At 64.5% G+C, this 21,777-nt stretch carries 18 protein-coding genes and 1 pseudogene; 8 read left to right on the top strand and 11 right to left on the bottom strand.

Going from position 1 to position 21,777, the window contains the following annotated elements; genetic code table 11:
* Positions 1 to 197: 197 nt before the first annotated feature.
* Positions 198 to 1,046: an SH3 domain-containing protein gene (locus tag FJ951_RS02500; RefSeq protein ID WP_246671672.1), complete on the top strand. Its 849-nt coding sequence runs from the start codon at positions 198 to 200 to the stop codon at positions 1,044 to 1,046.
* Between the two features lie 67 nt (positions 1,047 to 1,113).
* Here the strand turns inward: FJ951_RS02500 and FJ951_RS02495 are convergent, their stop codons facing one another.
* Positions 1,114 to 1,860, bottom strand: a complete 747-nt coding sequence (locus FJ951_RS02495; RefSeq protein WP_140513390.1) for an SDR family oxidoreductase — start codon at positions 1,858 to 1,860, stop codon at positions 1,114 to 1,116.
* 313 nt (positions 1,861 to 2,173) lie between these two features.
* On the opposite strand from FJ951_RS02495, the gene zwf reads away from it, so the two are divergent.
* The 3 genes from zwf (at position 2,174) to edd (ending at position 6,260) form a co-directional block, all read left to right on the top strand.
* Positions 2,174 to 3,646 (top strand): glucose-6-phosphate dehydrogenase, encoded by a 1,473-nt coding sequence (gene zwf / locus FJ951_RS02490; RefSeq protein WP_140501096.1) that lies wholly within the window; start codon positions 2,174 to 2,176, stop codon positions 3,644 to 3,646.
* The gene (gene pgl / locus FJ951_RS02485) at positions 3,628 to 4,344 is read left to right on the top strand and encodes a 6-phosphogluconolactonase (RefSeq protein ID WP_140513388.1); all 717 of its coding nucleotides are present in this window, start codon (positions 3,628 to 3,630) and stop codon (positions 4,342 to 4,344) included. The genes zwf and pgl overlap by 19 nt, the downstream gene beginning before the upstream one ends.
* Before the next feature lie 71 nt (positions 4,345 to 4,415).
* Entirely contained in the window at positions 4,416 to 6,260 is a 1,845-nt protein-coding gene (edd, locus tag FJ951_RS02480) for a phosphogluconate dehydratase (RefSeq protein WP_140513386.1), read from the top strand.
* 354 nt (positions 6,261 to 6,614) lie between these two features.
* Here the strand turns inward: edd and FJ951_RS02475 are convergent, their stop codons facing one another.
* The 7 genes and pseudogenes from FJ951_RS02475 to FJ951_RS02445 form a co-directional block, all read right to left on the bottom strand.
* Positions 6,615 to 6,893, bottom strand: a complete 279-nt coding sequence (locus tag FJ951_RS02475; RefSeq protein ID WP_140513384.1) for a helix-turn-helix domain-containing protein — start codon at positions 6,891 to 6,893, stop codon at positions 6,615 to 6,617.
* Entirely contained in the window at positions 6,862 to 7,137 is a 276-nt protein-coding gene (locus FJ951_RS02470; protein WP_140513382.1) for a BrnT family toxin, read from the bottom strand. The genes FJ951_RS02475 and FJ951_RS02470 overlap by 32 nt, the downstream gene beginning before the upstream one ends.
* 85 nt (positions 7,138 to 7,222) lie before the next feature.
* Positions 7,223 to 7,424, bottom strand: a pseudogene (locus tag FJ951_RS28680) (hypothetical protein); the annotation flags it as partial.
* A gap of 40 nt (positions 7,425 to 7,464) precedes the next feature.
* Complete coding sequence (locus tag FJ951_RS02460; RefSeq protein WP_140513380.1) at positions 7,465 to 9,144, bottom strand: VWA domain-containing protein; 1,680 nt, start codon at positions 9,142 to 9,144, stop codon at positions 7,465 to 7,467.
* An 89-nt stretch (positions 9,145 to 9,233) separates the two neighbouring features.
* Positions 9,234 to 10,196: a GlxA family transcriptional regulator gene (locus FJ951_RS02455; protein ID WP_140501084.1), complete on the bottom strand. Its 963-nt coding sequence runs from the start codon at positions 10,194 to 10,196 to the stop codon at positions 9,234 to 9,236.
* Positions 10,197 to 10,251: 55 nt separating this feature from the next.
* Positions 10,252 to 11,151, bottom strand: a complete 900-nt coding sequence (gene folD / locus FJ951_RS02450; protein ID WP_140501082.1) for a bifunctional methylenetetrahydrofolate dehydrogenase/methenyltetrahydrofolate cyclohydrolase FolD — start codon at positions 11,149 to 11,151, stop codon at positions 10,252 to 10,254.
* Between the two features lie 240 nt (positions 11,152 to 11,391).
* Positions 11,392 to 13,986, bottom strand: coding sequence for a GumC family protein (locus tag FJ951_RS02445; protein WP_140513378.1), 2,595 nt, complete (start codon positions 13,984 to 13,986; stop codon positions 11,392 to 11,394).
* Between the two features lie 199 nt (positions 13,987 to 14,185).
* Between FJ951_RS02445 and FJ951_RS02440 the strand changes: the two genes are divergently transcribed.
* Positions 14,186 to 15,481 (top strand): lipopolysaccharide biosynthesis protein, encoded by a 1,296-nt coding sequence (locus tag FJ951_RS02440; RefSeq protein WP_140513376.1) that lies wholly within the window; start codon positions 14,186 to 14,188, stop codon positions 15,479 to 15,481.
* A gap of 46 nt (positions 15,482 to 15,527) precedes the next feature.
* Here FJ951_RS02440 and FJ951_RS02435 read toward each other — a convergent pair whose 3' ends face one another.
* From FJ951_RS02435 to FJ951_RS02425, 3 genes are read right to left on the bottom strand one after another with little or no spacing between them, the layout of a single operon-like run.
* Complete coding sequence (locus FJ951_RS02435) at positions 15,528 to 16,457, bottom strand: DUF6492 family protein (RefSeq protein ID WP_140513374.1); 930 nt, start codon at positions 16,455 to 16,457, stop codon at positions 15,528 to 15,530.
* The gene (locus tag FJ951_RS02430) at positions 16,454 to 17,248 is read right to left on the bottom strand and encodes a WecB/TagA/CpsF family glycosyltransferase (RefSeq protein WP_140513372.1); all 795 of its coding nucleotides are present in this window, start codon (positions 17,246 to 17,248) and stop codon (positions 16,454 to 16,456) included. The genes FJ951_RS02435 and FJ951_RS02430 overlap by 4 nt, the downstream gene beginning before the upstream one ends.
* A complete protein-coding gene (locus FJ951_RS02425; protein ID WP_140513370.1) occupies positions 17,245 to 18,417 on the bottom strand; it encodes a glycosyltransferase family 4 protein in 1,173 nt (390 codons plus the stop codon). The genes FJ951_RS02430 and FJ951_RS02425 overlap by 4 nt, the downstream gene beginning before the upstream one ends.
* Before the next feature lie 171 nt (positions 18,418 to 18,588).
* Here FJ951_RS02425 and FJ951_RS02420 point away from each other — a divergent pair, with 171 nt between their 5' ends.
* From FJ951_RS02420 to proC, 3 genes are read left to right on the top strand one after another with little or no spacing between them, the layout of a single operon-like run.
* Positions 18,589 to 19,587 carry a glycosyltransferase gene (locus tag FJ951_RS02420; RefSeq protein WP_140513368.1) on the top strand — a complete coding sequence of 333 codons (999 nt, stop codon included), beginning with the start codon at positions 18,589 to 18,591 and terminating at the stop codon, positions 19,585 to 19,587.
* Entirely contained in the window at positions 19,556 to 20,902 is a 1,347-nt protein-coding gene (locus FJ951_RS02415) for an O-antigen ligase (RefSeq protein WP_140513366.1), read from the top strand. The genes FJ951_RS02420 and FJ951_RS02415 overlap by 32 nt, the downstream gene beginning before the upstream one ends.
* A gap of 59 nt (positions 20,903 to 20,961) precedes the next feature.
* Entirely contained in the window at positions 20,962 to 21,777 is an 816-nt protein-coding gene (gene proC, locus FJ951_RS02410; RefSeq protein WP_140513364.1) for a pyrroline-5-carboxylate reductase, read from the top strand.

The following is a 21,777-nucleotide window of genomic DNA, read 5'->3' as shown; positions in this document are numbered from 1 at the left end:
GCGACATCCAAGCGTTGCAGAATCTTCAGCAATGGCGCACTGATGCCACAATCGCGGGCAAAAAGTGCAATCTCTAGGCGAATATAGACGGGGATTTTCTGCGGGCCCGCCCGCTGTTTGATTTGGGACCGGTGCGACCGACGCACGCATTGCGGTGTTTGATCGAAGAACATCGGCCCCTTATGGAGGTGGCAAGAGTGAGAGAGCCCTTCAGTTTCGGTGCTCCGGAACGTCGGCGCTTTGCCATGCAGTTCGGCTACGACATGCGCCCGTCATTCTGGCAGGAAGTCCGTTCGAACTCGCATCTGGTGATTGCCGCGGTCGGCACGGCCGCGCTGCTCGGCGTGGCCGCGGTGGCACTGTGGTTGGCGTTGCCGGCGAACGAGCGGCAAGCGGTTGCCAATCCAGGGCAAGCCATTCCGGCCGTTCCGGTGAAGACGACGAAGATCGCGCCGGCGGGGATCACGGTAGCCGCGGCGGCGGTGCCGCAAGCGGCGCGAAAGTCCGACCAGGTCTCGCCGACCGTGGCTGTCTCGGAAGCCGCCATTCCGGCGCTCGCGGCGAACGATCCGCGCTGGACCGCCTCCCAATCGAAGACCGCACCGGCTGCTTCCGGCCAGTCGGCGAGCAAGGCCGGGCAGACGCCTGACAAGCCGGCGGCGGCGGCATTCGCGCAACCCGCTGCCGACACCGACGCCGCCACCGAGCTCGCCAAGGTCGCCGCACCGGCCCCGGCGGCGGGCAGCAGTCCCGATGGCGCGCAGACCGCCGCCATTCCGGCCGCGCAACCACAAGTAGCGTCGCAGCAATCTGCCGCGCAGGATGACGACAGCAAGGCCGAACCGCGCAAAGCGGCCGCGGCTGGCACCGGGCGCATCCTCAGGGCCGTGACTATGCGTAGCGGCCCGAAGAAGAATGCGGCCGCCATCGTCACGGTGCCCGCCAAGACCTCGGTGCAAGTGATGAGCTGCAAGCGTTGGTGCCAGATCGTCTACAACGGCAAGACAGGCTGGGTCTACAAAACCTACATCAAGACCGGCGCCTGACGCACCAGCGCCACGATTAAGGCAGGCACGGCCGAGCCGATCTTTGGCGCAGCGATGACGGTGTGCGTCAGATGCAGCGCCCGCCGTCGACCTCCAGCGCAACGCCAGTAATGAAGACGGCCTCGTCGGATGCCAGCCACAGTGCCGCATTGGCGATGTCGAGCGGGGTCGAAAGCCGACCGAGGGGGATCGAGGCGCGGAATTTCTCGCGGATTTCAGGTGTATCGGCGCCCATGAATTTTTCCAGCATGCCGGTCTCGCCGGCCACCGGACACAGGCAGTTGACGCGGATGTTCTTCGGCGCGAGTTCCACCGCCATCGACTTGGTGGCGGTGATCGCCCAGCCCTTGGAGGCGTTGTACCAGGTGAGGCCGGGCCGAGGGCGCAGGCCAGCGGTGGAGGCCGTGGTCAGGATGACGCCCCCGCCTTGCCGCTCCATGATCGGCACGACGGCAAGGGCAGCATGATAGATGGCCTTCATGTTGACCGATGTGATCAGGTCGAACGTCGCCTCGTCGACTTCGAGCATGTCGCCATTGCGATGGGTGAACCCGGCATTGTTGACCATGATGTCGATACGTCCGAAGGCGCTTTTGGCGGCATGGACCATCTCGTCGAATTCGGAGCGCTGCGAAACGTCGGTCTGGGTCCAGATCGCCGCCTCGCCGATCTCGCCGGCTACGCGTTCGGCGCCCTTGGCATTGAGGTCGGCCACGACGATCCTGGCGCCCTCCTCGGCGAAGCGACGGGCAATGCCCTCGCCGAAACCCGAAGCGGCCCCGGTGACGATGGCGACCTTGTCCTTCAGACGCATGTTTTTCCGCTCCCTGGGTTCATCGCGTGGCTTTTACCGTGGGCTGCCGGCATCATGGCCTGTGCCACGACAGGCAAAGCGCTGATTCTCCCTTAGCTTTCGTCACATTCACGTCCTATGCTGCAACTGCGAAGGCTTGGCGGAGTTGTCGTTTGCCGACAAGCCTTCGCTTGGTGCCAGTGTCAAGCGCACATCTGGACCGACGCAAATATGTAGCGATCGGTCGTCGATGTGACACCATGGCACTGGAAAATTTAAATCGATTAGAATATATCAGCCGCGTACTCGCGACCGGCGTCAAAGCGGATAGACCATGACCAGCCAGATCATCCCCGTCGACCCTTTCGACTTCATCATTTTCGGTGGCACCGGCGACCTGTCGGAACGCAAACTTCTTCCGTCGCTCTACTATCGCCAGCGCGACCATCAATTTTCCGAGCCAACCCGCATCATCGGCACGTCGCGTTCGAAGATGAGTGATGACGAATTTCGGGCTTTCGCCAAGCAGGCTATTTCCGACCACGTCAAGGCGGCCGATATCGATCCCAAGGAGCTCAAAACCTTCCTGGCGCGGCTTTCCTATGTCCCGGCCGATGCCACGAGCGGCGCGGGGTTCGACAGGCTGAAGAAGGCGATCGGCGACAGCGACTGCATCCGCGCCTTCTATCTGGCGGTGGCGCCGGCGCTGTTCGGCGACATCTCGCACAAGCTGAAAGAACACGATCTGATCACGCCGAATTCGCGCATCGTGCTGGAGAAACCGATCGGCCGCGACCTCGCTTCGGCGCAAACGCTCAACGATCTGGTCGGCGACGATTTCCACGAAAGCCAGATCTTCCGCATCGACCATTATCTCGGCAAGGAAACGGTGCAGAACCTGATGGCGCTGCGTTTTGCCAATGCGCTCTACGAGCCGCTGTGGAATTCCGCCCATATCGACCACGTGCAGATCACCGTCGCCGAGACCGTCGGCCTGGAAGATCGTGTCACCTATTACGACAAGGCCGGCGCGCTGCGCGACATGGTGCAGAACCATATGCTGCAACTGCTCTGCCTGGTGGCCATGGAAGCGCCATCGTCGATGGACGCCGACGCCGTGCGTGACGAGAAGCTGAAGGTGCTGCGCGCGCTCAAGCGCATCAACGGCAACGAGGCGCCGAAGCACACGGTGCGTGGACAATACCGCGCCGGCGCTTCCGCAGGCGGGCCGGTGAAAGGCTATGTCGAGGAGCTCGGCAAGGACAGCAACACCGAAACCTTCGTCGCGATCAAGGCCGAGATCGGCAACTGGCGCTGGGCAGGCGTTCCGTTCTACCTCAGGACCGGCAAGCGGCTGGCAACCCGGGTCTCGGAGATCGTCATCGAGTTCAAGCCGATCCCGCATTCGATCTTCGGCGGCGACAGCGCCGGGCCGATCTTCGCCAACCAGCTGGTCATCCGGCTGCAGCCCGACGAAGGCGTCAAGCAATTCATCATGATCAAGGACCCGGGTCCGGGCGGCATGCGGCTGCGGCAGATTTCGCTCGACATGAGCTTCGCGCAGTCCTTCGACGGCCGCGCGCCGGACGCTTATGAACGGCTGATCATGGATGTCGTGCGCGGCAACCAGACGCTGTTCATGCGCCGCGACGAGGTCGAGGCCGCGTGGAGGTGGATCGACCCGATCCAGAACGCCTGGGAAAGCGCCAGGCAGGAGGCGCAGGGCTATACGGCGGGCACCTGGGGACCTTCGGCCTCGATAGCGCTGATCGAACGTGACGGGCGGACATGGCACGAGAGCAATTGAACAGCGCCAGCTACAACTGGAATGGCTTTTCCGACCGCACGGAACTGGCGGCTGCGCTGGCCGGCCGCGTCGCCGACCGGCTGGCAAAGGCAATCGCGGCGCGCGGCACGGCGTTACTGGCCGTTTCCGGCGGCACGACGCCGGCAAAATTCTTTGCTGCCCTGTCGGGAATACCGATCGCCTGGGACAAGGTAGCGGTGACGCTGATCGACGAGCGCTTCGTGCCGGCCTCCTCGCCGCGTTCCAATGCCGGACTGGTGGCCGCCAATCTGTTGCAGAACGCGGCTGCGGCGGCACGGTTCGTGCCGCTCTATCATGAAGCCGTCAGCATCGAGGATGCCGCGAGATCGGACAATGCGGCGCTCCAGTCCCTGCCCTGGCCGCTCGACGTCGCCGTGCTCGGCATGGGACCTGACGGCCATACCGCCTCATTCTTTCCCGACGCCGACGATCTGGCGAAATTGCTCGACCCGTCCTCGCACAGGATCGTGCTGCCGGTTCATGCGGCAAGCGCCGGCGAGCCGCGGCTGACCCTGTCGCTGGCGCGCATCGTCGATGCCGGCTTCCTGGCGCTGCACATAGAGGGCGAGGACAAACGCACCGCCTTCGACGGCGCGACCAGTGCCGGGCCGCGAAAGCCTATCCGCGCCGTGCTCGACGCATCGCCCCGGCCCGTAGAGGTTTTCTGGGCACCCTGATTTCAACTTGCTGCGGTCCCGGTAATGGCGGGAGGATGTTTCCGGGACCATCGCCTGAAAGGACCGACACCATGACCGCCAGACGCGACATCGAAGCCATCACGGAGCGCATCCGCCAACGCTCCAAGCCGGGCCGCGAGCGCTATCTCGGCCGCATCGGCAGCGCATCGAACCAGACCGCCAACCGGGCGGTGCTGTCCTGCGGCAATCTTGCCCATGGCTTTGCCGTGTGCAGCCCCTCGGAGAAAGTGGCGCTGGGTGCCGACAAGGTGCCGAACCTCGGTATCATCACCTCCTACAACGACATGCTGTCGGCGCATCAGCCCTTCGAGACATTCCCGGCGCTGATCAAGGAAGCGGCGCGGGAGGCCGGCGGCATCGCCCAGGTTGCCGGCGGCGTGCCGGCGATGTGCGACGGTGTCACCCAGGGGCAGCCGGGCATGGAGCTTTCGCTGTTCTCGCGCGATGTCATCGCCATGGCGGCCGCGATCGGCCTGTCGCACAATATGTTCGACGCCGCCGTTTATCTGGGCGTCTGCGACAAGATCGTGCCCGGGCTGGTGATCGCGGCACTGACCTTCGGCCATCTGCCGGCGGTGTTCATTCCGGCCGGGCCGATGACGACAGGCCTGCCCAACGATGAAAAGGCCAGGGTTCGCCAGCTCTACGCCGAGGGCAAGGCAGGCCGCGCCGAACTGCTGGAAGCCGAGTCGAAGTCCTATCATGGACCGGGGACCTGCACCTTCTACGGCACGGCCAACTCCAACCAGATGTTGATGGAGATCATGGGCCTGCACACGCCAGGCGCTTCCTTCGTCAATCCGGGCACGCCGCTGCGAGATGCCTTGACCCGCGAGGCGACCAAGCGGGCGCTGGCGATCACCGCGCTTGGCAACGCCTATACGCCGGTCGGGCGGATGATCGACGAGCGTTCGATCGTCAACGGCGTGGTTGGCCTGCACGCGACCGGCGGCTCGACCAACCATACCATTCATCTGATCGCCATGGCCGCAGCCGCAGGCATTGCGCTGACCTGGCAGGATATTTCCGACCTCTCGGAAGCGGTACCGCTCCTGGCGCGCGTCTATCCCAATGGGCTTGCCGATGTGAACCATTTCCACGCCGCGGGCGGGCTCGGCTTTCTCATTCGCGAGTTGCTCGACGAAGGGGTGCTGCATGAAGATGTGCAGACGGTATGGGGCGAAGGCCTGCGGCCTTACGCGGTCGAGGCAAGGCTCGGCGCTGACGGCAATGTGGTGCGCGAAGCTTCGCCGCGCGCGAGCGGCGACGAAAAGGTGCTGGCGCCGTTCAAGAAAGCGTTCCAGCCGACAGGCGGCCTGAAAGTGCTTTCGGGCAATCTCGGCCACGCCGTCATCAAGACTTCGGCCGTGAAGCCGGAGCGGCGCATCATCGAGGCGCCGGCCAAGGTGTTCGACAGCCAGCAAGGGCTGAACGAGGCCTTCAAGGCCGGCACGCTTACCGGCGACTTCATCGCCGTCATCCGCTTCCAGGGACCGAAGGCCAACGGCATGCCGGAACTGCACAAGCTGACCACCGTGCTCGGCATCCTGCAGGATCGCGGCCAGCGCGTCGCACTGGTCACGGACGGGCGCATGTCCGGCGCCTCCGGCAAGGTGCCGGCGGCGATCCATGTCACGCCGGAAGCGGTCGAGGACGGCCCGATCGCCAGGATCCACGACGGCGACATCATCCGGCTGGATGCCGATGCCGGCACGCTTGAAGTGCTGGTACCGGCAGCGGAATTCGCGCTGCGTCGGACGGCGGAAGCCGATCTCATCGGCAATGAGTTCGGCTTTGGCCGTGAGCTCTTCGCCGGATTCCGGCAGCTGGTGGGTCGAGCCGACCATGGGGCCAGCGCGTTTGGAACCGACGCAGCGGAATTCGCGCTGCAATGAAAAGGGACGGCTCCTGGCCGCCGTAGCTGAAATGTGGATTACTTGGCCGTAGCTGAAATGTGGATTACTTGCTTGTCGCAGGGATCGTCGTCAAAGTCGGTTATTTTGTTGCGAAGATTAGGATTTCTGACAATCGGACGTGGCCGAAAGGGCAAAGCGCAAGGCTTTCCGTAGATAACTCGTCCCACTGTGCTTCTGGAATGCAACTGCTCTCCGCTGGCGGCGTACGCTCGCTGTTCATGATTCCTCCGAATCACCACAAAATCGCGATTTTTTGCCAGCTCGCCATATGGGCAAATTCGCGAAGCTGCCGAAACCTACGACATGCAAGCCGAAGCTCCTCGGCAACGCCAGCTATGCGACGACCTTCGCCACCATGTCCGGATGCTGACCGATCACGCGCACATAGGCGATAGCGAAATCCGGCGCGGTTGCCCGCGCCTGCTCCCAATCGCGTAGCGTGCCGACCGGAACCCGGAAGCGGCTGGCGAACTCGGACTGCGACAGGCCAAGCCCGGTCCTCGTCTTGCGGATCAGGCGGGCGCGCTGGCCCCGGTCCATCGCCTCGGCCGTCACGTCGAAGTCTTCGGCGTCAGCCAGGTCAGCAGGTAGCGAGATATGCTCGTTCTTCACCCTTGTTGCTCCTTCTCACTGAGATGAAGCGGGGCTGTTCACCCCGCCAGACGAAGACCCCGGTGAACAGCTTCTCCCCGACGATGCCGACCACCTTGAACCGTTCCTCGCCGTCGATCTCTCGGATGGAGGGGATAATCAGATGGTTGTCGTCCTCAAAAATCCGATCGCCAAAGGCTAGCGGTAATTTGTGCTTCTCGCGGATGGCCGCATCCTTGGCAGAGTCGAACCTGTCTTGCGGCATGGGCTACAATCATACGGGATTTCCGTATAGATCGCAAATCCCTTTTCACTCGTGAAATGTCGAGGGTTTTAGGAGCGCGACAAACCTACAGAGGAAAGGCGCTCAAAGCGCTCGGTATGGTAACTGGAGCCGCTGGGTAAACCTTCGCTCGGCCGGCTAAAGCGCCGGCGATTTCGGGCAGCACATTCATCGCATCTCGGCCATGGTCGAGCTTTCAGCACGGCCGGAATGTCGTAGGTGTCGTTGATTAACTTGACGGTTCGCCAATCGTGACCAGCCTGGTAGGCCGGCTCGTGGGCCGCCCTTTCTGTTGCTGACAACCAAACCCTACTGAACCGTGATCTCGGCCCGTTCGCCGGCCTTGACTGTCACCGGCATCTCCTTGTCATGACCCTCATCCGACATATGCCGGACGACGACATAATCGCCGGCCGGGATCGTCTGCTGCCAGTTGTCGCCGTAGTTGAAGCCGAGCGATTTGCGCTTGCCATCGATGTCCTTTTTCGACGAAAACACCTCAATCGAATAAGCGCCGGGCGCCGATATTGCGAGCACGCCCGCATCGAGCACGACCTTCACGTCCTGGCTGTCGCCGGGCTTGATGCTGAAAGGCTGCTCGACGACGGCGAGATCGAGCGTTGTCACCGCCACATAGTCGTCGGGCGGCAGCCAGAACTTGCTGTCGGCCCCATAGGAGTGCTCGACGCTGTCGCGGCTGCCGTCGATCTTCTTCTTCGCCTTGACGATCTCAAAGCCGATGGCCGAATTGTCGGCCTTCTCGCCGCCAGACGTATAGTAGGCATTGAGCATGGCCTGGCCGACGCCGACCACGACGTCCTTTTCTACGGTCTGCCCGGCGGCGAGCTGGATTGTTTCCGTCACCGTGCCGGCACCGATCTGCACCGTCACCTTCTGTTCGCCCGCCGGCACGATGGCCTGGGTGTCGCCGTAATGGGTGGTGCTGCCACCGGGATAGGCGAAATCGACGCGGGCTTCGCTGCTGATCTCGGCACCCTGGCTGGCATGCGGGTGAATGATCAATGTGCCGGCGTTCAGGATAAAGAGCGGTTTTTGGACCTGGCCGGCCTCGATCTTGACCTTCTGCTCGACCTTGGCTTCGTCGTCGCGCGCGACGACGATATAGTCGCCGGGATCGAGTTTGCCGCTATAGCTGCCATATTCGGTGGTGACGGACTCGCCGCGCGAGCCGTCGGGGTTGGCTTTGTAAATCTCCCAGGCATTGCCGTCGGTGATCGGCTCGCCGCCTTCGGCCATCACCACGGTCGGCTGGAAATTGAAAGCAGGCCTTGCAGGCTCCGGCGCAGGCGCTGGCGCTGGCGCCGGTTCGGTTGCCGGCGCCGGCGCGGGGGGCGGTGACGGCGCCGGTGCGGCGACGGTTTCGACCAAAGCTTGCCGCAGCGCCTTCTCGTCGGACGCCTGGATGTACTTGCCGCCGGTGTTGTCGGCGAGGCAAGCGATCTGCTTGCCTTCGTCGGCCGTAAGGCCAAAGCCGACAACGTCGGCTGTGAAATCGACGCCGGACGATTCGAGTTCCTTGCCAAGCGCGCAAGGATCGCCGCCACAGGTCTCGAGCCCGTCGGTGATGAGAATGACGGTCGCCTTGTCCTCGGTGTATTTCAGCGCTTCGGCCGCCTGCTTGACGGCTGATGTCAGCGGCGTCTTGCCGAGGAATTTCATGCTGTCGGCCGCGGCCGAAATCGCGCTCGCCGAGCCGGCCTGCGGCGGTACGATCAGCTGGATGTCCTCGCAACTGCCTTTCTTGCGATGGCCATAGGCCATGAAACCGAGTTCATCGTCGGCGGGAACCGATTGCAGCACGCTTCTCAGCGACTCACGGGCGATTTCCAGCTTGGGCCTGCCGTCGATCTGCGCCCACATCGACCCTGAAGCGTCGAGGATGATGATGAGCTTGTTTGCGGCAAAGCCGAATGTCGTCATCGACAAAAGGAGAAACGCCGCAGCGACGCTCCGTGCAAGTCCCGCCATCAAAATCTCCTGAGTAGCCGCCCCGTCCGCCGGCTGAAGCTATTTGAGCCCACCCTGGGACACAAGCCCGGACGCGGCTTGTCCGCGGCTTAGTAGGTGGTGCGGCGCTCTTCGGAAGGCGGGCGGCCAAACTGCAGCCGGTAGCTCTGGGCAAAATAGGAATGCGAGGTGAAGCCGGTGGCGATCGCCACATCGAGGATCGGCATGTTGGTCTGGCGCAACAATTCGCGCGCCCGCTCCAACCGCAGCCGCATGTAGTAGCGGCCGGGCGTGACGTTGAGGTGGCGCAGGAACAAACGCTCCACCTGACGCACCGAAAGGCCGGCCGATTTGGCGAGCTGCACCGCCGAGAGCGGCTCGTCGAGATGGTCGGCCATCAGCTCGACGATGCGCCTGAGCTTCTCCGACTTGCCGGTGAGATCGCGCTCCGGCCCGACGCGCTGGCGGTCGCCGGCCGAGCGGATGCGCTCGTGCTGGAACTGGTTGGCGACGCCATTGGCGAGGTTCGAGCCGAAGTCGCCGCGCACGATCTCCAGCATCAGGTCGATCGAGGTGGTGCCGCCGGCGCAGGTGTAGCGCTTGCGGTCGATCTCGAAGACGTTGCCAGTGCAGTTGATGTCGGGAAAGCGCTCGACGAAGCCGGCGCGGTTCTCCCAATGGATGGTGCAGCGATAGCCGTCGAGCTGGCCGGCCTCGGCCAGCAAATAGGATCCGACCGACAGCGCGCCGAGCGCATTGCCGCGCCGGCCCCAGCTGCGCAGCGCCGCCAGAACCTTGCTCTTGCCGGGAAACTCCGTGGTCAGCCCGACCGAGACGAAGAGGATGTCGACCGGCGGAAGGTCGGCAACCGCATAGTCGATCTTGAGCGGCAAGCCGTTGGACGCCATCACCGGATCGCCATCGGCCGATACCGTCGTCCAGCCGTAGAAATCGCGGCCGAGCAGCCGGTTCGCCGAACGGAACGTGTCGATCGCGGCGGCCAGCGAGAACATGGAGAACTTGTCGACCAGCAGGAATGCGAATTGCCGGCCGCCTTGAACGGGATCATTCATGACCGGCCGTTCCAAGGGAATAGTTGGGTTCGGCAAAGCTGCTGCTTTCTGGTGGTCAGAAGGAGGGCCGTTTCAACCCGGCCGCAAGGTAGGCGGAGGCTAACGTATTGGCCATCAGCATGGCAATGGTCATCGGCCCGACGCCGCCGGGCACGGGCGTGATGGCGCCGGCGGCCTTCGCCGCTTCGGCATAGGCGACGTCGCCGACGAGGCGGGATTTGCCCTCCCCCTTCTCCGGGGCCGGGATGCGATTGATGCCGACGTCGATGACGGTTGCGCCGGGCTTCACCCAATCGCCCCTGATCATCTCCGGCCGGCCAACGGCGGCGACGAGAATGTCGGCGGTGCGGGCCAGCCCCGGCAGATCCTTCGTGCGGCTGTGCGCGATGGTGACGGTGCAATTGGCGGCGAGCAGGAGATTGGCCATCGGCTTGCCGACGATGTTGGAACGGCCGACGACGACGGCATTGAGGCCCGACAGATCCTTGCCGCGCACGCGCTCGATCAGGAGCATCGAGCCGGCGGGCGTGCAGGGAACGAAAGCGGTGTCGAGTTCGCCGGTGCCGAGCTTGCCGACATTGATGAAATGGAAGCCGTCGACATCCTTCTGCGGCGCGATCGCCTGGATGACCTTGCCGGCGTCGATGTGGGCGGGAAGCGGAAGCTGCACCAGGATGCCGTTGATGGCGGGATCGGCGTTGAGGTCGGCGATGATCTTGAGCAGCGCCTCCTGGGAGGTGTCCGCCGGCAGCGTGTGCTGGACCGAATGAAAGCCGCATTCCTTGGCGGTGCGGGATTTGGAGGCGACGTAGACCTGGCTCGCCGGATCCTCGCCGACGATAACCACGGCGAGGCCGGGCTGGATCTTGCCCTTGGCGACAAGCTCCGCGGTCAAGGTCTTCACCGTCCGCACCACGTCTTCGGCAACGCTTTTGCCGTCAATCACTTCGGCCATATGAATCACCCCTCGATACGTTCCGCCAAACCGGCCGCGTCTGAAAATGCGGCGCTTTGGATCCTTTTCTCAATCGTGTGCCGAAGCCTGCATGACCCGGCCAGCCGGGCTGCGTCTCCGGCAAGACACCGCGCGGCATTTTGACGAAAATTCGAACACGCAATCCCGTCAAAGCGCCGTCCGATGCCGTTTACGCGAAACCGGCCCGCTTTTGTTCGACACAGGAGACTATCTTGTGGCTCAGAAATAGCGGCGGCCGGCGCGGCTCTCGGTAAGCTCGCGAACAGCCTCGCGAAATTCGCGCAGGCTGGCGCGAATTTCCTCGATCGACGCCTGCTCGGCGCCCTTCTCGGCGGCGGCGGGCTGCTCCAGCGGCGCGGCGGGATAGGCCGACGGCTGAGCCGGAGCGGGTGCGGCCGGGTAGGGCATGGGCGCGCCATAGGGCGCCGCGGCCTGGGGATGGCCTGCCGCCGACCGCGTCTGCCAAGGCTGCATGTGCGGATAGACCAAGGGCTGCGCATAGGGATGGGACGAGGCCGGATACATCGCCTGCTGCGGCACCAGGGGCGACCGCAATGGCGCTCCCATGGGCCGCGTATAGCCGGCGTCCGCGTCTGGCTGAAAAGATGGCCGCGGATAGTCTGGAGCTGGCGGGCGATGTCCAAAGGCGGAATCCGGAGCCGGATAGTCGGGAAATGCCGGAGTGCTCGCCGGCCGGCCCTCTTCGGCGACAGCGGCCGATGCAGATGCACCGGGAAACGCATCGTCCTGCGCCTCGGTGCCGGGCTTGCGGGACACGGCTTTGCGCAGCCTCGACATCAGCAAGCCGATCCGGCTTGGACCCTCAGTGGCAGCGGCTCCGGGCTGCGCGGCAAGCGGCGGCACTGATGCTGGTGGCGGCGGCGGTGATTGCGGCGGCGATGCTTGCGGTATCGGCGGCGCCGGCGGAGGCGGCGCCCGGAATGCCTGGTCATCGAGCGGCGCCCGGCGTTCGTCCATCTTGCGGTCACGGCGGGATCGTGACCCGGCGGTCTCACGCAGGCTTTCATAGGCGCCGCGCATGGCGCCGAGACCGACGCCGGAGGCAAAGCCCAGCAGCAGGCCGGCAAGCGCCACCACGGCGCGCGACGGCCCGTTCGGCTCCAGCGGAATGGAGGCGGGCGAGATGACGCTCATATTGGCGGTGTTGATATTCTTCTGCTCGCCGGTCTCCTTGGCGCGCAGGAGATATTGCTCATAGACCGAGCGCTTGGCCGAGGCCTCGCGTTCCAGTTCGCGCATCGAGACAAGGTCGCTGTTGACGTCGCCGCTGCGCACCTTCATCTGCGCCAGGCGGGAAGCAAGGTCCTGTTCGAGCTGGACCGAGCGTTTCAGGTCAACCTGCAGCGACGACGCGATGCGGCTGAGTTCGGCGAGGATGCGTTCGCGCGCGCCGGTGAGCTGGGCCTCGAGCGCCTGGCGCTCGGGATGGCGCGGTCCGAGCCGGACCGCTGCCCGATCAGCCTCCTGCTTGAGCGTTGCGTATTGCGAGCGCAGATCGCTCATGGAGTTGGAGTTGATCTCTTCCGGCAAGGTGCCGCTGAGCACCGAATTCACGTTGACCTGACGTGCCGAGGCCGCGCGGGCGTTCAGCTCCAGCGTGCGGGCGCGGGCGACGGAAAGCTGCTCGTTGAGCTTGAGCATCTGGTCGTCGCTGATCAGATGGCCCTGCGCGTCGACAAGATCATGGGTGGCCCTGAAATCCTCGACCTTGCGCTCGGCGGCTTCCACGCCCTTGCGCATCTCGTCGAGTTTCGCCGTCAGTTCGTTGTTGGCCCGGCCGGCAGTGTCGGACTGGATTTCACCCGAAGTCTGCAGGAAGACCTTCGTCATCGTTTCCGCGATGAGCGCCGATTTCTGGGCGTCCTGCGTGGTGACGCCGATGGTGATCACGGAGGTCTTGCCGCCGCGCTCGACCGAAACGCTCTCGGCCAGGTTGACGATGGCAAGGGAAAGGCGGCGGGATTGGTCGACACCGCCCGGTCCGTCCTGGCGCAACAGGATCGAGCGGATCAGCGATATGACGCTCAGGCCGCCATTGCCTTGGCCGTTGAACTCGGGGTCGTCGACAAGGTTGAGCTCCTGGACAACCTTGTTCAACACGGTGCCGGAGGTCAGCAACTTGATCTGGTTCTCGACGTTGACGAGCGCCGCGTCGGGCATGACCACCGCCTGGGTGAGATCGCGATCCGTAAGCTTCAGGTCGCGCGGGTCGACGATCAGTTCGGTGGTGGACTCGTATTTCTTCGGCGTCGACAGGGCAATCGCAACGCCGAGCGCCGCGCCCAATACCGTCGTGGTGATGATCAGCGCTTTGGACCTGGCGACGCCGCGAACCACCTGCATCGGATCGATCAGGGGCTTCCATTGCTGGCTGTCGGCATCCTCGCCAGGAGATGCTCCCGCTTCGCTCGCGCTCAGCGGTTCGGATGTGCTGCGCGGGGAATCAACGCTCGAGGCGATCTCAGGAACCGTCTCTTCATACGGCATCGCCGAGTCCGAACCGCCGATACCGGCCCCATGGTGCGAATGCGAAATGCCGGCGGACGCCGGAGCCGGCTCGTCGCCCGGCTGCAAGCGTTGCGTTGCGGCGGATGCGGAAGGCGCCGGATTCATCTTCGCCTCGCGATGCGAACGCGCCAGGCGATGACGTGTGGCGGCATCCTCGCGCCATGACGGATTTGCCCGATCCCCTAGCGAGACCAGCGATGCCTCGTCCTCACCGCGCACGGCTTGGCCAAGCGCCAGCAAGGATCGCTCGCGCCTCCAGTCCTCACGATTTTCCCTGTCGCCCATTGTCGCGGAGCTTACTTTCAGCCGCCAGACAGCGGCAGTCGGCCATTTGTTAAGCCACGCTAAACAAGCATAGGAAACAAAAGGTTAATTTTAGGCGGCCGAAAGCATTGCTTGATGCCGGCTGCTTGGAATTTCAGCAGATGCAGGAAGATTTCAGAAGGGCACGTTAAACTTTGCCGCCTATGCCTTTCCCTGACCTATGACTGAGGCCAGCGACATACCGCAGAGGCGGCCCCTCGCCCGGATCGGCACCTTCGTGGCCGAAAGACGGGGGATGGTTCGCGACTATTTTTCAGCGATCAGCGGCGCCGGCGGGCGGCTGGTGTTTTCACTCGCCTACTTCATCGCCTTGGCCAATACGCTTTCCATCGCCGAGTTCGGCATGTTCGCCACCGCCTCGGCCGCCGGAGTGATGCTGTCGCGGCTTCTGGCCTTCGGCTTCATCTCGGCACTCTACCGCACCGCCACCATCCGCCCCAACCTGATCGGCACCTTCACCGCAGGCTTCCTGCTGCTGGGCATCGTCTCGTTGCCGCTGCTCGCCGCGGCCTCCTACATCGTCTACCTGATCTTCTTTGCCAGCACCGTGCCGCTGCCGGTGTTCGCGGCAATCGTGTTTGCCGAGGCGCTTCTGTGGCGGCCGGTGGAGGTGGCGCTGATCGTCAACAACGGGCTCGGCAAATTCGGCCGTGCCGCCGTGCTGGCGATCCTGGCGACGGCGTTGCGGGCAGCCGGCGCGGTGCTGTTCATGTTCTGCGCGCAACACAGCGTCTGGGTGTGGTCCTGGTTCTATATCGGCGCGAACGCGGCCTCGCTGCTGGTCGCGTTCGGTCTCTTCTATCCGCGCCAGCGGCTGCGGCTGCGCGGCGAGCTCTATCTCAGGCGGCTCGCCGATTCGATCTACGTCGCCGGCGCCGAGGTGTTGTTCTACCTGCAGATGGAGTTCGACAAGCTTCTGGTGCTGGCGATCGGCGGGCCGCACCTGGCCGGCATCTATGCCATCATCATGCGGCTGGTCGACCTGACGGCGATCCCGATCCGCACCTTCTCCATGATGCTGGTGCAGCGCATGATGCGTGCCCCGGAGCTCTTGTCACGGCTGGCGGTCAAGAGCGGCATCGAAGGCGGCGTGTTCGCGGTCTCGACGCTGGCGCTGCTGGTGCTTGCGGTGGTGCTGCATTCCTCCCCCGGGGCGCTCGGCAAGAACGTCTCGGAGGCCGCTCCCCTTGTGGCGCTTGCGATCGGCGTTCCGGGACTGCGCAATCTGGTCGAATACCAGGCGGAGCTTCTGTTCGCGCGCGGCCAGACGCTGGTGCGGGCGCTCAATCTCGGCCTGCTCGCCGCTCTCAAGGCGCTGCTGCTGACCTATGTGCTGACCACCATTGCCGACACATCGAAGCTGGTGCTGTCGCTCAACGTCGTCTTCCTGCTGCTCTATCTCGCGTCGATGCTGCTGACCTATTCGGCGCTGCGCAAGCCGGCGAAGGCGATCTGATCCTTCATCCGGGCAGTCTTTCCGAGAACCGGTTCGCTTTTCAGGATCAGGATCGGTCGAGTCCGATCAGCCGGCGGATGCGGCCGGTATCGGTGCCGATGAAGGACTGCATGCCGATCGCCACCTGTTCGGGCGCCATGGCGGCAACGAAGCGACGGAATTCATCATCCGACAGCGCCTCACCGGTCCAGTGGACGCGGCAGAATTCTTCCGAGCCATGGAAGTGGCCGGCGCCGTCCAGCAGATCGTCGACATAGCGGCCATAGATCATGCATTCGGAGAATTTGCGCGCCGAGCCGACGACCTCGACCCAGTTTCGGCCATGCACCTCCTCGATCCGACTGCACATGGCCAGCACGGTGTCGCGGCGCCAGGCGATCAGCGTCGAAATGTAATCGTGAACCGAATTCCTCGACGGATCGATGCCGAGCGCGGAGCCGGCATTGCGCGACCATATGCGATGCTCGTCATGACCGTCCTGCGCAAGCACGCCGTCACGGCGGAACAGCCGCGCCTTGCCGTCGCGCCAGAACGCGCCGCAATCGAAAGGCTTCAGAAAGGCGACGTCGGAATCGCAGAAGACCAGAACGTCCTGGCATGCATGCGCCGCTATGGCGATGCGGCGCAGCTGCTGCACGTGCCAGCCGCGCAGCGGCTGCGTCTTCAGGCTGAGCCAGACGCGCCGCCGGAACAGGCTAAGCGGATCGTCGAAGACATGCAGCCAGCGCGGCAGCAACTCACGTTCGTCGACGACGGATCGGTTGGCGCTCTCCAACCGTCGAAACAATTTGACGTCGCGGCCTTCGACCAGAATGTAGTGATGCGCGACGCCCGTGACGTGCCGGTCGAGGGTTTCGCAGAGCAAGCGGCAACGCTCGAAATCCGGCGCATAGCTTGCCGTCACCATGGCTGCCGTCGGCGTTGCCCGAAGCAGTCCGGGTTCGGCGATCGCGCCCGGAACGAACCTCTCGTTCAACGGACGTCTCCGGCGGCTTGGGGCCGGTTCAACAATTTCTGTTTGAGGACCCGCCACAGGAACAAGGGGTTGCCGACCACATAGCGGCGCCAGAGCCGTCCCGGCTCGACCGCCAGCCGAAACAGCCACTCCAGCCTGAGGCGCCGTATCCACAAGGGCGCGCGCGGCACGGCGCCGCTGAGAAAATCCAGCAGCGCGCCGACCGCGACCGGCAGCGTGCAGTGGCGCTCGTCGATGTGCCGTTCGATCCACAATTCCTGGCGCGGCACGCCCATGGCGACCAGCAGCATATCAGGCCGCAGCGCCGCGATGCGTTCGATGATTTCCGGCTCCTGCGCAGCGGAGAAGTAGCCGTCATGGATGACCACGAATCTGTGCTGGACGGCAATCGCCGCGAGCTTCTTCGACGCGGCCTCGGCATTGACGCGCGTCGCGCCGAGCAGCCCCACGGTCAGCGGCCGGGTCACCGACCGCAGAAAGGCCGGTACGAAGTCGGTGCCGTTGAGATTGTCCGGGAACGGCGCGCCATAGAGAAGCTGCGCTGCGAGATCGACGCCGATCCCGTCCGGCAGGATGAGAAAATCGTCGAGCGCCTGGGCGAACACCGGATCGGTGTAGGCGAGATTGGCGTTATGGGCGTTGAGGAAGCTGACCTTGGTGAAGCGTCCTTCCACGATCAGCCGCGTCAGCAGGGCGATCGCGTCGTCCCAGCGAATGGCGAGCACGGAGATGCCGAAGATCGTCTTCAATGTGTCGGGCCCGAACGAGGCGCGGGCGGCGTGCATGTTCATGCAAACGCCTCCTGCATGACCGGACCGAGCTTCTCCAGGCCAAACCGAATGGCGGCGTCCAGCGCCTTGAGCTGCCGGCGGTGGAACGCGCTGCCGTCAACGTCGCTTATGTCGGCCGCCGCGGTCTCCAGCGCCTTGGCAAAGGCGACCGGATCGTCGGTGACCGCGCAATTGACCGGGCGATGGTCGATGCCGCGCAGCGCGTGGCTGGTGGCAACGGCGGGCAGGCCGAGCTCGAACGTTTCGATCGTCTTCAATTGCACGCCGCTGCCGGCGGTGCTGATGAGCGGGATGACGGCGCCGCCGCGTATGAAAGCCTGGGCGTCCGGCACGCGTCCGACGAAAGCGACGCCGGGATGCGTCGAGGCGATGTCAGGCGGCATGCTGCCGGCGATCCTGATGCGGAAGTCCGGGCGCAGATGCGGTACCACCTTGTCCAGGAACCAGCCGAGCCCGATGCGGTTCGGCTGCCAGGTCCAGGTGCCGATCAGCGCGGCGTCGCACTCAATCTTGCGCCGGCCGTTACGCGCCGGTGGCGTGGCGCCCGTCACCAGCGGCAGCACCGCCGAGCGGTCGTCGGAGGCCACGCCAAGTGCCGAACGGTCTTCCTCGGCCAGCGTGAAGACGAAACGCGCGCGGCGGCACAGACGCTCTTCCACGCTCTCGAGCAGCCTTGCCTCGCGGCGGAACAACAGGCGCTGGAAGATGCCCGGGGCGGCAGCGGCATTTTCCCGCGCCGAAAGATGCTCGACATTGTGGGCGACGAAGATCGAAGGCCGCTCGTCGAAGAGTTTTTGGAAGGCGCCGGCGAACTGCACGGAATTGAGCACATAGCCGTCGAAGGGGCCGGCGCGCTCGATGGCGGCGAGGGCTTCGGCATCGGAGACCGCACGCAACTTGGCCGACGCGAAGGTGAGGCCCGAAAGCATCGCCTTGCCGACCCAGGCAAGCTTTTGCAGCGCTGAAGCATCTTCGGTGCGCACGTCGACGGCACCCAGAACGATGGTGCTTTCAGGATCGGCGGCGGCTTTCCCCGGCCAGATGAAGCCGATGACGGTGACGCGCGCGCCGGCGCGCCGCAAGGCAGCGATGATTGCAGCATTGGCGATCTCGTAGCCCGATGCGAGAGCGCCATCGGGCACGATCGATGTGGCGAACAGCAGATGCATCTCACCTATCCTGTGGTGCAGCCGGTAGCAAAGCGCGGTGAACCCTTGATTAAACGCGCGCGCATCGACGGCCCAAAACCCCCGCCTGAAGGGCCACTCCGTGAAAGGTGATTAACGAAACGTTATCGTCGTGGTGCTAACAGAACTCGACCCACCATGCGGCTGACACGGATGATCCCTTTGCCATCGGACGGTTCGGTATCGATCGCGGGACGATCCCCCCGGCTTGACACGCAGGCCGTCGAAGCCGTCGTCACCTTGCCGACCTTCAAGCGGCCGGACCAGGTCCTGCAAACGCTGGCGTCGCTGCGCGCGCAGCTGACCGGCAGGCGCTTTGCCGTCATCGTCATTGAGAACGAGGCCGAGGCGCGGGCCGGCGCCCAGGCGTCGCTGCCGCTGTTCGAGCGCGGCGAGATACCGGGCATGGTGATCATCGCGCATCAGCGCGGCAATTGCAGCGCCTACAATGCCGGCTGGCAGGCGGCGATCCTGCACTTTCCGAATTTCAGGCACCTGCTGGTCATCGACGATGACGAGATAGCCGATCCGCACTGGCTGGAACGGATGTGCGGGGCGGCCGAAAGCCTTGGCGCCGATATTGTCGGCGGCCCGCAAGTGCCCGACTTTGCCGATCCCGCCCATGCGCGCTGGGCCGAGCATCCGGTTTTCGCGCCGCCCTACCGCAAGACGGGCCTCGTGCCGGCGCTCTATTCGTCCGGCAATCTCCTGGTCGGGCGCAACGTGCTTACCGCCATGGGGCCGCCGTTCCTCGACCTGAGATTCAATTTCATGGGCGGCGGCGATTCCGACTTCCTGAGCCGGGCGGCGCAGCGCGGCTTTGTGCTTGGCTGGTGCGCCGAGGCCAGGGTGACCGAGACCGTCCCGGCCCGTCGGGTCGAGGCCGACTGGATCCGCGCCCGCAGCCTGCGCAACGGCGTGATCTCGACGCTGGTCGAAAAGAAGAAACGCGCCGGCACCCCGCTGGCCGGCGTCAAGGTGTTGCTGAAGAGCCTGGCCCTGCTTGCCGCCTCGCCATTTCGCGGGGCCGCCAGGCTGGCACGGACAGGATCGCCCGCGGCCGCAATCTACCCTGTCCATGTGGCGCTGGGCCGCGTGCTGGCCGAATTCGGATATGCCAATGAGCAATACCGCCAGCCTGAAAAGAACTGAGCGCGCGCCGCTCGGCGCCGCGTTCACGCGCGACGGCGTGGCAACCGCGATCGCGGCGCTGCTGTTCACCGTCATCCTGGTGTCCTTCCGCCCGTTCCAGCCCGCGGGCGCCGAACTCACCGGCGAAGGCGGCGACATCGTCAACCAGCTCGGCTTCGGCTCGCTCGGCGCCGTTTCCGTCTTTTCGCTGATGGCTTTCGCCGACCCGCGCATCGTGCGCTCGCTGCTCAGCCCTTCCTGGATGCTGATGCTGGGCTTCTTCTTCCTGTCGGTGGTGCTGGCGACAGACCCGCCCTCGGCGATGCGCGCCGCCTCCTTCACCATGATCGGCATCCTGACCATGGCGACGATCCTTGTGCTGCCGCGCGACGCGGATTCCTTCTCGAAGGTCATCATCTTCACCGCGGTGGCGGTCATGGGCCTTTCCTACCTCGGCCTCATCGCCTTTCCGCACGAGGCAATGCACACGGCCGATTCGCAGGAACCCGAACATGCCGGCCTGTGGCGCGGCGTCTTCACCCACAAGAACATCGCCGGTCCGGTCATGGCCTGCTTCAGTTTCGCCGGCCTCTATCTCTTCCGGCGCGGGCAGCGGTTCTGGGGCGCCGGAATTTTCTTCGCGGCGATGGTGTTCATGCTGCACACCGGATCCAAGACCACGGCCGGCCTGGTGCCGTTCTCGATCCTGATCGTCATGTTTCCAAGCCTCATGGGCATGCGACTCGGCACGCCGATCCTGTTCGCGCTGGCGATCATCGCTACCGCGGTCGGCACGCTGGGCATCGTTTTCCTGCCGCCGGTGAAACAGCTGGCGGCGATCTATTTTCCCGGCCTGACCTATACCGGGCGCACCACGCTCTGGGAGTTCGCCGGCGAGATGCTGGCGAAGAAACCGTGGACCGGCTACGGCTATGAGAGTTTCTGGGGAACGCCGCTGCTGCTCAACCAGGATCAGCCCTTCGACCGGCCGTGGGATATCAGGACCATCGTGCACGGCCATGACGGTTATCTCGACATCGCGGTGCTGATGGGCATTCCGGCGCTTTGCGTGGCGGTCTACACTTTCCTGATCGCCCCTTTGCGCGACTACATGCGCATTCCCTTGCGCAAGGAAAACATCTATCTCGGCGACTTCTTCATGATGGTGGTGCTGTTCGCCGCGCTCAACGCCTTCCTCGAAAGCTTCTTCTTCCACCGCGGCGATCCGGTGTGGCTGTTCTTCGTGCTCGGTGTGCTTGGGCTCAGACAAGTTTCGCTGCGCCCGGTCGCGCTGCGCAACGCCGGTCGTGGCGCGCGATTGGGCCACTCCACCTGACAGGGCTTCCCCGTTGATCCGCGAGCGTTTATGTGAAGCCTTTCCTCGGAGGGCTTTCGATGACGATCAGGCTTGTTCTCGCCGGCTGCGGCAATATGGGTTACGCCATGCTCTCGGGCTGGCTGAAATCCGGCAAGCTTGCACCGTCGTCCGTTTTCGTGGTCGAGCCCAATGCCGACCTGCGCCAGCGCGCGGCCGCACTCGGATGCGGAACGGCTGCCGACGCCACCGATATCCCGGCCGGTGCCGTGCCTGATCTCATCGTCATCGCCGTGAAGCCCCAGGTGATCCGCGACGTCACCGCCGCTTACAAACGTTTCGGCGAAGGGCGCACCACCTTCGTCAGCATTGCCGCGGGCACGCCGGTCGCCACCTTCGAGGAAATCCTGGGCGACCGCGCGCCTGTTGTGCGCTGCATGCCCAACACGCCTGCTTCCATTGGCAAGGGCATGATGGTGGTGTTTTCCAATCCGCTGGTTTCCGACGACACCAAGCGTTTCGTCGCCGACCTCTTGTCGGCCAGCGGCGAAGTGGCCACCATCGACGACGAGGGACTGATGGATGCGGTGACCGCCGTGTCGGGATCGGGGCCGGCCTATATCTTCCATTTCATCGAAGCGCTGACCGTCGCCGCCGAGAAGGCGGGCCTGCCGGCGGCGACCGCCAGGCTGCTCGCCATGCAGACCGTCTATGGTGCCGCCTCCCTCGCCGCCGAAAGCGGCGAGGAGCCGGGCCTGCTGCGCCAGCAGGTGACCAGCCCGAACGGCACGACGGCGGCGGCGCTTGGTGTGCTGATGGGCGAGGACCGGTTGACCAATCTCCTCACGCAAGCGGTGGAAGCGGCGCGGCTGCGGTCGATCGAACTGGGGAAATAG

The organism is Mesorhizobium sp. B2-2-3, from assembly GCF_006442405.1.
In the GTDB taxonomy this organism is placed as follows: domain Bacteria; phylum Pseudomonadota; class Alphaproteobacteria; order Rhizobiales; family Rhizobiaceae; genus Mesorhizobium.
The sequence above is the reverse complement of the archived record's forward strand: the minus strand, read 5'-3'. Positions and strand labels throughout refer to the sequence as shown.